The sequence below is a fragment of the Rhodoferax lacus genome, assembly GCF_003415675.1.
GTDB lineage: Bacteria > Pseudomonadota > Gammaproteobacteria > Burkholderiales > Burkholderiaceae_C > Allorhodoferax > Allorhodoferax lacus.
Window position 1 is genome coordinate 88466 of the sequence record NZ_QFZK01000006.1, and the last position, 13184, is coordinate 101649.

Sequence of the window (13184 nt, forward strand, 5' to 3'; positions counted from 1 at the left end):
CAGCGCCTTTGCAGCTCAGCCGGCGCGCTTGAGCGCCAGGTAGACGGCCGCGCGGCTCACGCCGAAGGTCTTGCCAATGGCCTCAAAACTCAGGCCCTGTACCTCGCGCATCTGGCGCGCGGCCACCAGGTCCACCCGGCTGGCGGGTTTGAGGCCGGGCAGCGGGGCGCCACCACGCAGCAGCGCCGCATCGGCCTGCTCACCACCCACCTCCAGCCAGGCGCGGTGCAGCAGCAGGTCGCGCACGATGGAGTCAAAGTTGAGCGGGCTCAGGCGGCGCAGCGGCGTGTTGTATTTGCCACTGGCCACCAGCTTCCAGGCTGTCATGGGGTGGGTGGGGTCGGTGCCCACGTGCAGCAGTTGCTTGCGCCCCACGGTTTGCGAGAAGCCGGAAAACCAGTGCGCAAAAAAGCCACCCGGCGTGAGCGACTCGGCGCGTTGAACCGCCTCCTGGCTGTCCGCACCGGCCCATGCAGCGAGTGCGCCCTGCAAGGCCTGCATGCGCAGGGTCAGCGCCTCGCCCAGCACGGGGCGCAGGGCATCCACCAGAACCACGATGTCATCGGCGCGCTCGGCCCAGCTGCTGCCCAAGGCCTGGGGCTTGCGCCCGGCGCGGCTGCGGCTGCGCGCCAGTGCGCGCTCCAGCGCCTGCGTGGGCTCGCGCCATACGGGCTTGCGCGCCAGATCCGCATGCAGCCGCTCGAACTGCGCCCGGAACTGCGCGGCCAGCAGGGTGGAGTGGCGGTGCTGGGTGCGTGCGTGCACGGTGGCGGTGGCGGTGGCGGTGGTGCTGGCTGTTGCAGCTGCGGCTGCGGCTGCGGCAGGCCGGTCCTGGCGCGTTGCGCCGTCGTCCGGGCGGGCATGGCGTTCACAGTACTTGCGAAAGTGCAGACCCACATGGCGAAAGCATTGCTGGCAGTGGGCCGAAGCCTCCACCCGCACCAGCGCATGCAGGGCCGCACCCAGCCAGGCCAGGGCTTCACCCGCCTCGTGCACGGCGCGCCACAGTGCCTGGGCGGCCTGCTCGCCCGCGCTGTTGGCCGGCCTGCGTTTTGCCGCTGCAGGAACTGTGGATTCCACAAAGCGCAGGTTGGCGCCGCAACCGGCCATCCAGGCGCCCAGCACCTGGTAGCTGGCCACGGCGGCGGCGAGCGTCTCGCCGTCTTCCACGCCCATCAGCCGCAAGGGGAAGGGCCAGGCCGCATAGGGCCGGGTGTCATTGCCACGGCCCACGCGTGACTCTTCAAAGGCAAAGCGTGTGGCCTCAAACCCCTGGCTGCGCAACGCCACCAGGCGGCGCACGGCGGCAGACATGTTGTTGCGGACCAGGTCGAACTGGCGGCGTGCATCGGCCACTTCACGGGGCTGTTCGTTTGCATGTTCTGCGGCCTGCAGGACCTCGGGGTTGTGGGCAATGGCGTTGAGGTGGAATTCGCTGTCCAGATAGGCGCGCAGGGCGCGTTGGGTCGGGGCACTGGCCTGGCGCACCTGCTCCACCCACAGCAGGTAGGGGTGGGAGAACTGCCCCAGGCTGTCCAGCAGCGCATCCAGATTCTCCAGTGCTGGCCATCGCTCCAGCAGCAGGAACCAGCCACCAAAGCGCTCGCGCAGCGCGGGCAGTTGCAGCAAGGCCGCACCGGCTTGGTCGAGTGCGCGCTGCGCCAGGGCGTCTATGGTGCGCAGCATGTCGCGCTCGGACACGAAGCGTTGCGGGTCGCGTTGCGCGGCGCGGGTGGAGTGCACGTCGTAAATGCGCTCCTTGCCCTGCAGCATGCGGCCCAGGGTGCGGCTGCACTCCAGCGCCAGCGGGCTGCTGCGGGTGGTGGGCGGGGCCAGCAGGCGCAGACGCGACTGGTACAGCGCCACCCCCATGTAGCGGCGCGCATGGCTGTCCACCAGCTCGCTGTCGTCCTGCCAGGGGATGCGTGTGCGCAAGGTGGTGGTGGGTGGCATGGGATGGGTTGGTGTCAAGGCATTGCGCGGGCGCAGGGTAGCAGCATACAGGCAATGCCGCAAACACGTTACAGGGTGTTCAGTAGCAATGTTCTAAAGGTATTGCCGGCATGGGCAAGCCGGTGCCCAATGCAGCGATGAACCCAAGCACACCTGATACCGACATGGAACTGGAACTGGACCTGGACTGGAACGAGGCCCCAGAGGAATGCGCCCCCGCCCTGCAAACCCTGGAGCGCGTGGAGCGCATGGAGCCGCCACCCAGGCGCAACCTGGTGCGCACGCCCGTGCCCTGGCGCGCGTCTGATCCGCCCCTGGTCATGGGCAGCAAGGGCGCCTGGTTTGGGCGTGACAGCGTGCACCCCTCGCAGCTGGTGAACATCCAGATTCTGGGTGGCACCGGCTCGGGCAAGACGGCCTCCTGCGTGGAGCCGCCCCTCGCGGCCTTGCTGAACTATGCCGTAGACGGCCTGCAGACCGCCATGCTGGTGATCGACCCTAAACGCGAGCTGGAGGCCAAGGTGCGCCAGGTGCTGACACAACGCGGCGAGCTCGACCGCCTGGTGGTGGTTGGCGAATGCGCGCCCATGCGCTTCTTTGCGGTGGACAGCCCCCTGAGTGCCACCGAGCGCCTGGCCAAGTGCAAGGCCTTCGGGCCGCTGATCACGCCCACGGGCGACGGCTCCTTCTGGCACCACCTGGGCATGGCCCTGCTGCGCGACCTGCTGCACCTGCAGACCGAAGTGGCGGCGAAGACCGAAGGCGGGCGCCTGTTTGAGCTGATGGCCGCGCAGCTGGGTGTGCAGCGCGCGGGCGCCAACTCCTGGGGGCAGATCCGCGAGATCCTGTCCTGGATCCGCCGCGGCGGCATGGCCAAGCTCAAGGAGGCCAGCGAGGTGCTGGAGCACCTGACCAGCCTGGCCGGGGTGGACTGCGCCGCAGGCAACGCGCTGAAGAACTACACCAAGGACGATGAGCTGTTCCGCCAGTTCACCTACGCCTGCCAGAGTGCCGACCCCTTGGTCAACGCTCTGAGCAACCCCGACATCAGCCACTTCGTGGACCTGGACGCGCTGCCCGACAGCCGCCGCGCGGGCACTGACATCGGCGCGCTGGTGGAGGCGGGCCGGGTCATCCTGTTTTGCCCCGAGGCGCGTGAGGACCATCGCCTGGCGGGCAAGGCGCTCAAGGCCAAGTTTTTCGAGGCCGTGTTTGCGCGCGAGAACCTGGAGCGCCCGGTGGCCTATGTATGCGACGAGGCCCAGCGCTTCGTCACCCAGGACCCGGAGTCCGGCGAGCAGAATTTTCTGGACCGCTGCCGCGCCTACCGCGCCATCTGCGTGCTGGCCAGCCAGAGCCTGTCGTCCATGGAGCATGAGCTGGGCAGCGACAACGCGGCCTGCACCGCGCTGGACATCATCAGCTCCAACACGCCCACCAAGTTCATCCTGCGCACCACCGACACCCGCACCATCGACTGGCTGCGCAGCATCCTGCCCGGACCCGACACCCAGGGCCCGCACGTGGTGGATGTGCGCCGCCCCGCGCAGCTGCGCGTGGGCGAGGCCTACAGCGTGTTTGCCGATGGCCACTGGGGCCTGCACCGCGCTCGTCTGGCCGACCTCGCTTGATTTTTTTTGAAAGACCCGCATGGAACTCACCCCCCTGGTCCCCGCCTATGGCGCGCAGGACGGCACGCTCGAGATCAACACCGATATCTCCGAGGCCTCGGCCATCGAGATCGAAAAACACCTGGAGCGCCTGTTTGGCTACTACCACTACGAGCAGGTCACGCTGAAGATCAACTCTCCGGGCGGCGCCGTGATCGGCCTGGAGCACATTCTGGAATGCGTGGAGCGCTGGCGCACGGCCGGGCGCAGCGTGCAGACGCTGGCCATGTTTCGCGCCGCCAGTGCCGCAGCCATGCTGATGGCGCTGGGTGAGGTGGGCAGCCGCACGGCGCACCGCAACACCAGCCTGCTGTACCACCACGCCCGCGTGGGCAGCAATGCCTACACGCTGACCTCGGGCGTGGCCGACAAGCTGGCCGCGGTGCTCAAGGTGGTGGACCAGGGCCTGGTGCAGCGCCTGGTGAACCATTGCAACCAGGGCTTTGGCGGCGGCCTGGGCCTGGCCGTGGAGGGCGCCGTGCGCTGCCAGATGCTGCACACCCAAGGGCTGGAGATTGCGCAGGACCTGGGAGTGAGCGAAGAACGCCGCCCGCTCAAATGGCTCAAGCCCGTAGTGCGCATGTGGGCCGACTGCCAGGCCCGCCAGACCCTGGCGCCCTACACCAAACACCTGAGCACGCGCATGGAGGAAGACGCCAGCATGGACCTGCGCGAGGCCTGGGCCCTGGGCCTGCTGGACCGCGTCAAAGGCGTGCCGCGGCTGGAGGCGCGCCTGGCCGTGGTGCCTGTGCAAACCGCAGTGCAGGCCCCTGCACAGCAGCGCCCGCGCCTGGCCAGTCTGTAGCCAGACTGCGTATACATTTATTCCCGATAGCGTTTCAACCCAAGGACTTTTGTGATCAAGACCACCCTCATCGTGCTGACCTGGCTGCAGGGCGCCCCCGTCGTGCAAACCCAAACCCTGGAGTCCGACCACGCCTGCCGCGCCGTGGCAGAAGCCACCGTGCAGATGATCCAGCGCCAGGCCAAAACCAATATGAGTGCGCCGCACAACGCGCTCACCCTGTCGCGCGACGAGAGGACCGATGAATGGACACTGAACACCGGCGCCATCGGCCGGGAAGTGGCGCGCCTGCGCTGCGTGGAGGCGGAGGTGGTGTCGGTTCGTTAACTGGCCGCCATCAATGACACGCTGGCCTGCAGTTCATCCCACGGGGCCGTCAATTTTCGACCGTCACGCTGAAGCAGTCCGGCAGCTTCCAGCATGGCGACGTCCTGATGCACATTTTTGTAGTCGCGCTTGAGTGCCTGGGACAGTTCACGTACATTGCCTGCCCCATGCTGGCGTACGTGACGCAGCAAGTCCAAGCGGCGCGGTGAGAGCGCATCCAGCATCGTCTGCACGTCCAGAAACGTTACATGGGTTTCAGAGACCTGCTCACCCGCTACCGCTCTGTTCCAGGCGCCCGCAAAACGTTTGCCCATGTCTTCAAGGCTGCCAACACGCACTTGGACTTTATTCGTGGTGCTCATTTTTCATCCTTTCAACATCGGCCAAAAAATCGGCCACTAACTGTTCGACACTTAGAAACTTGTACCGGAATTCAATCCCGTGTACATGCTTATGGTCACCCTTGCCGCGCTCGTTGTCGTATCCAACAATACGCCGACCATCACGTCCATAGAACAGGCTGTACTTCAGTCCGTGGGTACGCTCCGGTGAAGTATTCGGCAGCTGCCATATGGTCATTTCGACGATGGCGCCATCTGGCAGAACGGCCTTGTCATAGAAAATGCGCGTCGCCTTCATATGGTCAATCTAACCATAATAAATGATGGCGTCAAGGGGCTGGTTTAAGACGCCGCCGCACAGCCCAACAGTTCCCGCATCTCCTGCTGGTCCACGATGCGGTCGGCCACCAGCCGTGCACCGAGTGCATCCAGCAGGGGCCGGTTCTCGCGCAGCGTGCGCAGCACATGCTGGTACTCCTGGGCCAGAAAGCCCTGCACCAGGCCGCGCACTTCGGCCTGGGCCTGGGGGTCGTCGTGCAGTACCAGTGCCAGGTTGCTGCCCGAGCGGGCGGCGTCATCCATGTTGGGCGCCAGGCCGCCGGCCGAGAAGGCCCAGCTGCATTGGCGGGTGGCGGCGGCCAGGTCATTGGCGCTGCCGTTGGACACCTGCGCGCTGCCATAGGCCACCTCTTCTGCGGCCCGCCCGGCCAGGGCCACGCGCACCTCGTGGCGCAGTTCGGCATAGGTGAAGGGCTGGTGCTGTTCACGCAACGAGACCACCACACCATCAAACGCCATCGAGCGGCAGGCCGAGGCGTAGTCGGGCACGCGCTGGCGGTCGCTGTCGAGCACCGTCATCAAGGCGTGGCCGGCTTCGTGCCAGGCCACGCGGTGCAGGGTGCTGCGCTGGTTTGCACTGTCCGCATTGCCGGTGTCAGTCGCATCGCTTTGCGCCGTGCCCCGCAGCAGCACATCAATCAGGTCTGCCAGCTCCACCTGGCGGTTTTCATCGGCGGCCAGGCGGCGCAGGCGCAACAGCACGGCTTGCGGGTTGAGGTGGGTCTCGGCCATCAGGCCGGCCACCTTGGCGCGCGATTCCTGCAGGGCCGGCGTGGCGCAGTCGCCCAGTTGCGCCAGCCACATGGCACCGGCGATGTCCTGCACCGGGCCGCCGAGGGCAATCTGCCGGTCAAAGCCGCCGACCTGCTGCAGCGGCGTGCTGAAGGCTGCAATTTCCTTGGTCAGTGTGAGGTAGACCACGGGGCGCTGCGCCAGGGCTTGCATCAGGGTGGCTTGCACCGCGCGGATGTGTTTGAGCTGTTCCTGCACGGCAGCGGGCACCTCGCCCTTGTAGGGCTGCAGCAGACGCTTGAGGTCTGCTTGCCAGGGCCCGTGCTCCAGATGCACCACGGTGGGTTGCTCTATGGCCTGCAGCACGGCTGCAAAGTCTTCGTGGCCCGGGCTGAGCGAGACATAGGGCAGGCCTGCGGCGTCGGCCACCGAGCGGCCCAAGGTCATGCCGTTCAGAAAGGGCGACACCACCACGCAGGCACGGCCCACCAGTTGCAGGGCATCGGCATCCCGAGCGGGTGCAGCCATCGCCCGCCCCACCGCCTGTGACCAGGACTTGACCAGGTTCAGCCCGCGTATGTCCATGGCGTCCCAGGCGAGGGCGGGGATGGTGGCAGCGGCCTGCAAGGCGGTGTTCAGTGGCATGGCAATTTATTGTGTTCAAAAAACAGGGCGGCTACAGCGGCCACGCAAGCCTTGGATCATGACTTCTTTTTGCACGCCCCTGGCCGACCGCAGGCCTGGAATGCCAAATGCCAACTAATACTTCAAGTATCATCGAAGTATGGAATCAAAATCGGTAGTCAAAGCACTGGCCGCGCTGGCGCAGGCCTCGCGTCTGGAGGTCTTTCGCTCGCTGGTGGTGGCGGGGCAGGGTGGGCTGACGCCCGGCGCACTGTCGGAGAGTCTGGGCGTGGCAGCCAACACCCTGTCGTTTCACCTCAAGGAGTTGCTGCATGCCGAGCTGATCACGCAAGAGCGTGTGGGCCGCAACCTGATTTACCGCGCGCAGTTTGACCAGATGAATGGCGTGCTGTCTTACCTCACCGACAACTGCTGCCAGGGCCAAGCCTGCCAAATTGTTTCCCCCAAGCCCTGCGTCAGCCAATAGAAGAAATGGAAACCATGAGCCCTACACCTGCAAGCACCGCACCTCTGAACGTGCTGTTTTTGTGCACCCACAACTCGGCCCGCAGCATCCTGGCCGAAGCCTCACTCAATGCGATTGGCAAAGGCCGCCTCAAGGCCTATTCCGCTGGCAGCAGCCCGCGCGACTTGCAGCAACCCAACCCCCTGGGGTTGCAGGTGCTGACCAACGCGGGCCTGTCCACCGAGGGGCTGTACAGCAAGAGCTGGGATGCGTTTGCCGGGCCCGAGGCGCCGCACATGGATCTGGTCATCACGGTCTGCGACGATGCCGCCGGCGAGGTCTGCCCGATCTGGCCCGGCCACCCCGCCACTGCGCACTGGAGCTATGCCGACCCGTCCGCCGGCGACGGCAGCGAGGCCGTCAAGCTCGAAGCCTTCCGCAAGACCCTGCACGCCATCTACCACCGCCTGGAATTGTTTGCCAGCCTGCCCGATGACAAGCTGCACCACACCCTGCTGCAAGACAGCGCCCGCCAGTTGGCGAACCACGGAAGTACTGCGCCATGAATGTGTTCGAGCGGTTTTTGACGGTGTGGGTGTTTCTGTGCATCGTGGTGGGCATTGCCTTGGGCCAGTTTTTTCCGGCGGTGTTCCAGGCCATTGGCCACATGGAATACGCGCAGGTCAATCTGCCGGTGGGCCTGCTGATCTGGGTGATGGTGATCCCCATGCTGGTGAAGGTGGACTTTGGCGCGCTGGGCGAGGTGCGCCGCCACGTCAAGGGCATTGGTGTCACGCTGTTTGTGAACTGGCTGGTCAAGCCGTTCTCGATGGCCTTTCTGGGCTGGCTGTTCATACGCCACTGGTTTGCGCCGCTGCTGCCGCCCGACCAATTGGACAGCTACATTGCCGGCCTTATCCTGCTGGCCGCAGCCCCCTGCACGGCCATGGTGTTTGTGTGGAGCCGCCTGACCGGTGGCGACCCGCTGTTCACGCTCTCGCAGGTGGCACTCAACGACAGCATCATGGTGATTGCGTTTGCGCCGCTGGTGGGGCTGCTGCTGGGCATCTCGGCCATCACCGTGCCCTGGGACACGCTGCTGACTTCGGTGGTGCTGTACATCGTCATCCCGGTGATCCTGTCGCAACTGCTGCGCCGTGCCTTGCTGTCCAAAGGGCAGGCCGCGTTTGACGCCACCATGGAGCAGATTGGCCCCTGGTCGATTGCCGCTTTGTTGCTCACGCTGGTGCTTCTGTTCGCATTCCAGGGCGAGGCTATCTTGCGCCAGCCGCTGGTGATTGCGCTCTTGGCCGTGCCGATTCTGATCCAGGTGTTTTTCAACTCGGCGCTGGCCTATTGGCTCAACCGCGCGGTTGGCGAGAAGCACAACGTGGCGTGCCCCTCGGCACTGATTGGCGCCTCCAACTTCTTCGAGCTGGCCGTGGCCGCAGCCATCAGCCTGTTCGGCTTCAACTCGGGCGCCGCACTGGCCACGGTGGTGGGCGTGCTGATCGAGGTGCCGGTGATGCTGTTGGTGGTCTACATCGTCAACCACAGCAAAGGCTGGTACGAGCGGGGTGCGGCAGCATGAGCAGCATCACGATTTACCACAACCCCGCTTGCGGCACCTCGCGCAACACCCTGGCCCTGATCCGCAACAGCGGTGAAGAGCCTGAGGTGATTGAGTACCTCAAGACTCCCCCCACCAAGGCCCGCCTGCAAGAGCTGCTGGCCGCCATGGGCATCAGCGCCCGCGCCCTGCTGCGCGAGAAGGGCACGCCCTACGCCGAGCTGGGCCTGGCCGATGCAAAGTGGAGCGACGATGCGTTGCTGGACTTCATCGTGCAGCACCCCATCCTGATGAACCGCCCGGTGGTGGTTACCCCGCTGGGTGCGCGGCTGTGCCGCCCGAGCGAAGCCGTGCTGGAGATACTTCCCAACGCGCAGCTTGCCGCCTTCAACAAGGAAGACGGCGAGGCCGTGGTGAATGACAAGGGCCAACGTGTCTGAGCCCGCACTGCCCAGCAGCAACATCGACGCCGCGTGCTTCCAGGTACCAGAGCCTGCACGGCTGGCGCCATCTGCACCGTCCACCCACGCACCCCGCATCCTGCTGCTGTACGGCTCGCTGCGCGAGCGCTCCTACAGCAAGCTGCTGACGCTGGAAGCCCAGCGCCTGCTGCAGATCATGGGCGCAGAAACGCAGGTGTTTGACCCGCAGGACTTGCCCCTGCCCGATGGCGCGCCTGAGAGCCACCCCAAGGTGCAGGAACTGCGCACCCTGGCCGCCTGGTCCGAGGGCATGGTGTGGTGCAGCCCCGAGCGCCACGGCGCCATGACCGGCATCCTGAAAAGCCAGATCGACTGGATTCCTTTGTCGGTCGGTGCCGTGCGCCCCACGCAGGGCAAGACGCTGGCGGTGATGGAGGTGAGCGGCGGTTCGCAGTCCTTCAACGCGGTCAACCAGATGCGCATCCTGGGGCGTTGGATGCGCATGCTCACCATCCCCAACCAGAGCTCGGTGGCCAAGGCCTTTCTGGAGTTTGACGAGGCCGGGCGCATGAAGCCCTCCGCCTATTACGACCGCGTGGTGGACGTGATGGAAGAGCTGGTGAAATTCACGCTGCTCACACGCGATGTGGCGCCGTATCTGGTGGACCGCTACAGCGAGCGCAAAGAGAGTGCCGAGCAGCTCAGCCAGCGGGTGAACCAGCGCGCTTTGTAAGTCACACTAGGGCCATGCACAGCGCCAACCGGACCCGCACGGTGCTCACCCTGGGGACAGCGCAAACCCTGGCCTGGGCCTCCAGCTACTACCTGCCTGCCATCCTGGCCGTGCCCATGGCGCGCGAGCTGGGCATCAGCACGGCCACTGTGTTTGCGGCATTTTCTGTGGGCCTGGTGATCTCTGCATTCGTGGGCCCGCGCGCTGGCCGGGCCATCGATGCCCTGGGGGGCCGCCCGGTGCTGGCGCTGAGCAACCTGGTGTTTGCCGCGGGCCTGGTCGGTCTGGCTTTTTGCACTGGCCGCTGGGGCCTGTTCGCCGCCTGGATGCTCATGGGCCTGGGCATGGCCGGTGGTCTGTACGAGGCCGCCTTTGCCACGCTGGTGCGGCTGTACGGGCGCGACTCGCGCAATGTGATCACCGGCATCACCCTGATCGCCGGTTTTGCCAGCACCGTGGGCTGGCCACTGAGCTCCGCTCTGGAGGGCTGGCTGGGCTGGCGCGATACCTGCCTGGTGTGGGCCGCGCTGCACCTGCTGCTGGGCCTGCCGCTGAACCTGTCTTTGCCCAAACTGTTGCCGCACGATGCGCCACAGATGAGCCCGTCCGCTGCGCAGGCATATGCGTTGCAGACCAGCGCGTCCGGCACGCAGGCGGATACCGTATCCGCCTCCCCGGCTCCTGTGCCGCTGCGCAGCGCGGTGCTGTTGTCGCTGGTATTTGCACTGACCTGGTTCATCAGCACCGCCATGGCCGCGCACCTGCCCACCTTGCTGACGGCCAGCGGCGTGGGCCTGTCCATGGCCGTGACGGCAGGGGCCTTGATAGGCCCGGCCCAGGTGGCCGGCCGCCTGCTGGAGTTTGGTGTGCTGCGCCGCGCCCACCCGCTGCTGAGCGCGCGCCTGGCAGCCGTGCTGCATCCGCTGGGCGCGCTGGCGCTGTTGCTGCTGGGGCCGGTGGCGGCCATGCTGTTTGCAGTGCTGCATGGCGCAGGCAACGGCGTGCTGACGATCGCCAAAGGCACCTTGCCGCTGGCGCTGTTCGGCCCCCAGGGCTATGGCGAGCGCCAAGGCCTCCTGATGGTGCCCGCCCGGCTGGCGCAGGCCCTGGCGCCCTGGCTGTTTGGCCTGTGCGTGGCGCATCTGGGCGCAGCGGCCCTGTGGGTGTCGGCGGCGCTGGGCTGCCTGGTGGTGCTGGCCTTGTGGCTGCTGGCGCAAACGCCGCCGCCGTCCGGGCCGGATGCCTGAGCCCGGCCTCAGGGTGTCAGCAGCACATCACCCATAAAGCCCACACTGTGGCCGCCGGTGTTGTCGCTGTCGGCGCCCACCAGCACGGCGGTCAGGGGCGGCAGGCTGCTGCTTTCTTCATCAAACGCCTTCTGAAAATCGGCTGCCACATCGCGGGCTTGCGATTGCCATTGCCCCAATGCTTGTCCTTTTCCTTCGGCCACGATCATGCGCACGCGGCCGGTGTAGGCGTTGTGCAGCAACGTCTCGGGCGCCAGCTTGTCATCCCACACATAGCACAGCGTGGCCGAGGGCAGGGCCTCGGCGCTCACCGCGCGCGCCAGGCGCAGCAGGTTGCGCTCCACCAGGCCCAGCCGCTCCAGCGGCACATCAAACAGCAGGCAGACCTTGAGCGCACTGTCGTCCCCCTTGCGTGTGCGCAGATCGGCCAGAGGCAGTGCCGCATCCAGCCGCCAGCGCCAGCTCAACATCGGCCGGGCCGACACGGCGTTGGGCGCCAGGGCATGCACCAGATTGCCGTAGGCATTGGTTGCCTCCAGTTTGAGCACCGTGCTGCCTTCCATGCTGGTAAGTGTGAATGTGGTCAATGCAATCTTGCCGCCGGGAATGCCGACCACGCGCCAAGGTGCGGGGGGCTGTTGGCCTGGGGCGGAGGAGAAAGGGGATAGCAGGGGAGTGCCCTGTGCGAATGCTGTGAACGGTGAGGCCAAGGCCAGCAACAGCAGGCAGGTGCGGGCAAAGGGCCTTGCTAACAGGCCCACAGATTCCCTGACGCTCGCGGGCAGCTTGTTTGGGTGGGTGTTGTGCACCGTGAACGCGGTATAGGCATGGGCAGTACCTTACTCGATTGCATCGGACTTGCTTGCCTTAAGCCTGCTATCCGGAAAATACGGCGTAGGTTTGGGCATGGGCCAGCCGCGCTTGGAAGTCCAGTCCGCCATGTCGGCAATCACACCGGGTGCCTCGCCGTCTGGACACTCATGCAGGCAAAGCCAGTAGTCGCCATGCTTGCCGATGATGGGGCGTGGTGCATCGTCAAATCCCATCCAGCCGATGAACCGGCCAATGTGGGTCTTCTTGCCTGCCTTGTCGTGGTAGGTGGTCACGTCAATATAGGGTTGCACAAATCCACGGACATTGGGTTTGTAAATGCTTGCTTCATCCAGGCCGGGGCATAGCAGCTTGCCCTTGTAAAGCCCTGGCTCAAAGCCGCCTTGGCACTGGCCTTGGGCATCCGGCACCTGGCCGCCCAAACCAGCCACGCTGACAGGGCGCTTCATTTGATAAGCCCACTCCCGGCAGCCAAAGGTGCCGCGGTCATTGATGATGTCTTTGACGTTGAACTTCATTTCTGGATGGAAGTAACGGTCGCTGCTGTTGACGGAGTAGCGGCCATCGTCGTCGTAACTGCACAGCGCAGGAGTAATGTCATCACCTCTCGCACCGGGCAAGTGAACATACCATTCACCTAGCTTGTAGATGGGGTTTCCAGTAGTTGCGTCGCCCTCCACCATTAGGCCGTCCAGCCGCACATCGGAGTTGGGAGTTTGCCTAACCTGTAAAGGCTTAGGTGTGTGGTGGGTGGTCACCACCTTGTTGGATTTGTCGAAAACTATTACTTGGTAGCCGAAGTCGTCATAGTTGTTGTAAATGTCCTCATACACTCGACCTGCCGGATGCTGTATATCTCTAAAGGGGTGCGTGGCTCCAAAGAACTCTTCGAAGCTCCATAAGATGGTGCTTCCTTTTTTGCGACGGTTTTCATTGCGCTCTGGTGCGTATTCTTCTAGCCGAGAATAGTCCAGCGCCACAGATATCACGTAGCGGGCAGGCCATGGTCTGTCTACCCAGTCATACCAGCTAGCAGCCTGAACGCAGGCGCCACAGGCGATAGTCAACAACGAGAAGAGGCTGACCCGAAACACTGCTCTATAGGTTGTGTTGATAGACATGGG

At 65.1% G+C, this 13184-nt stretch carries 15 protein-coding genes; 9 read left to right on the top strand and 6 right to left on the bottom strand.

Annotation, left to right across the window (positions count from 1 at the left end; all coding sequences use genetic code 11):
• Positions 1-15 precede the first annotated feature (15 nt).
• On the bottom strand, positions 16-1953 hold the full coding sequence (locus DIC66_RS11710; protein ID WP_117177360.1) for a hypothetical protein: 1938 nt from the start codon (positions 1951-1953) through the stop codon (positions 16-18).
• A gap of 164 nt (positions 1954-2117) precedes the next feature.
• On the opposite strand from DIC66_RS11710, the gene DIC66_RS11715 reads away from it, so the two are divergent.
• From DIC66_RS11715 to DIC66_RS11725, 3 genes are read left to right on the top strand one after another with little or no spacing between them, the layout of a single operon-like run.
• Positions 2118-3584 carry a TraM recognition domain-containing protein gene (locus DIC66_RS11715; protein ID WP_158558899.1) on the top strand — a complete coding sequence of 489 codons (1467 nt, stop codon included), beginning with the start codon at positions 2118-2120 and terminating at the stop codon, positions 3582-3584.
• A gap of 19 nt (positions 3585-3603) precedes the next feature.
• A complete protein-coding gene (locus tag DIC66_RS11720; protein WP_117177365.1) occupies positions 3604-4428 on the top strand; it encodes an ATP-dependent Clp protease proteolytic subunit in 825 nt (274 codons plus the stop codon).
• Positions 4429-4479: 51 nt separating this feature from the next.
• Positions 4480-4755 carry a hypothetical protein gene (locus DIC66_RS11725; protein ID WP_117177367.1) on the top strand — a complete coding sequence of 92 codons (276 nt, stop codon included), beginning with the start codon at positions 4480-4482 and terminating at the stop codon, positions 4753-4755.
• Here DIC66_RS11725 and DIC66_RS11730 read toward each other — a convergent pair.
• The 3 genes from DIC66_RS11730 to DIC66_RS11740 are packed head-to-tail and all read right to left on the bottom strand — an operon-like array spanning position 4752 to position 6812.
• A complete protein-coding gene (locus DIC66_RS11730) occupies positions 4752-5117 on the bottom strand; it encodes an HVO_A0114 family putative DNA-binding protein (protein ID WP_233505890.1) in 366 nt (121 codons plus the stop codon). The genes DIC66_RS11725 and DIC66_RS11730 overlap by 4 nt on opposite strands.
• On the bottom strand, positions 5101-5394 hold the full coding sequence (locus tag DIC66_RS11735; RefSeq protein ID WP_199534722.1) for a toxin-antitoxin system TumE family protein: 294 nt from the start codon (positions 5392-5394) through the stop codon (positions 5101-5103). The genes DIC66_RS11730 and DIC66_RS11735 overlap by 17 nt, the downstream gene beginning before the upstream one ends.
• 44 nt (positions 5395-5438) lie before the next feature.
• A complete protein-coding gene (locus DIC66_RS11740) occupies positions 5439-6812 on the bottom strand; it encodes an FtsH/Yme1/Tma family ATP-dependent metallopeptidase (RefSeq protein ID WP_117177373.1) in 1374 nt (457 codons plus the stop codon).
• 139 nt (positions 6813-6951) lie between these two features.
• Between DIC66_RS11740 and DIC66_RS11745 the strand changes: the two genes are divergently transcribed.
• The 6 genes from DIC66_RS11745 to DIC66_RS11770 are packed head-to-tail and all read left to right on the top strand — an operon-like array spanning position 6952 to position 11229.
• Positions 6952-7278 carry an ArsR/SmtB family transcription factor gene (locus DIC66_RS11745; RefSeq protein WP_117177375.1) on the top strand — a complete coding sequence of 109 codons (327 nt, stop codon included), beginning with the start codon at positions 6952-6954 and terminating at the stop codon, positions 7276-7278.
• A 14-nt stretch (positions 7279-7292) separates the two neighbouring features.
• Positions 7293-7823, top strand: a complete 531-nt coding sequence (locus tag DIC66_RS11750) for an arsenate reductase ArsC (RefSeq protein WP_117177592.1) — start codon at positions 7293-7295, stop codon at positions 7821-7823.
• On the top strand, positions 7820-8848 hold the full coding sequence (arsB, locus tag DIC66_RS11755; RefSeq protein ID WP_117177378.1) for an ACR3 family arsenite efflux transporter: 1029 nt from the start codon (positions 7820-7822) through the stop codon (positions 8846-8848). Before DIC66_RS11750 ends, arsB begins: the two co-directional genes overlap by 4 nt.
• On the top strand, positions 8845-9267 hold the full coding sequence (gene arsC / locus DIC66_RS11760; RefSeq protein WP_117177380.1) for an arsenate reductase (glutaredoxin): 423 nt from the start codon (positions 8845-8847) through the stop codon (positions 9265-9267). The genes arsB and arsC overlap by 4 nt, the downstream gene beginning before the upstream one ends.
• Complete coding sequence (gene arsH / locus DIC66_RS11765; RefSeq protein WP_117177382.1) at positions 9245-9982, top strand: arsenical resistance protein ArsH; 738 nt, start codon at positions 9245-9247, stop codon at positions 9980-9982. Before arsC ends, arsH begins: the two co-directional genes overlap by 23 nt.
• A gap of 14 nt (positions 9983-9996) precedes the next feature.
• On the top strand, positions 9997-11229 hold the full coding sequence (locus tag DIC66_RS11770; protein WP_117177384.1) for an MFS transporter: 1233 nt from the start codon (positions 9997-9999) through the stop codon (positions 11227-11229).
• A gap of 8 nt (positions 11230-11237) precedes the next feature.
• On the opposite strand, the gene DIC66_RS11775 is transcribed toward DIC66_RS11770, so the two are convergent.
• Together DIC66_RS11775 and DIC66_RS22905 are read right to left on the bottom strand one after the other, a co-directional pair.
• Entirely contained in the window at positions 11238-12038 is an 801-nt protein-coding gene (locus DIC66_RS11775) for a DUF3047 domain-containing protein (RefSeq protein ID WP_117177386.1), read from the bottom strand.
• 30 nt (positions 12039-12068) lie between these two features.
• On the bottom strand, positions 12069-13181 hold the full coding sequence (locus DIC66_RS22905) for a hypothetical protein (protein WP_147321295.1): 1113 nt from the start codon (positions 13179-13181) through the stop codon (positions 12069-12071).
• Positions 13182-13184: the final 3 nt, after the last annotated feature.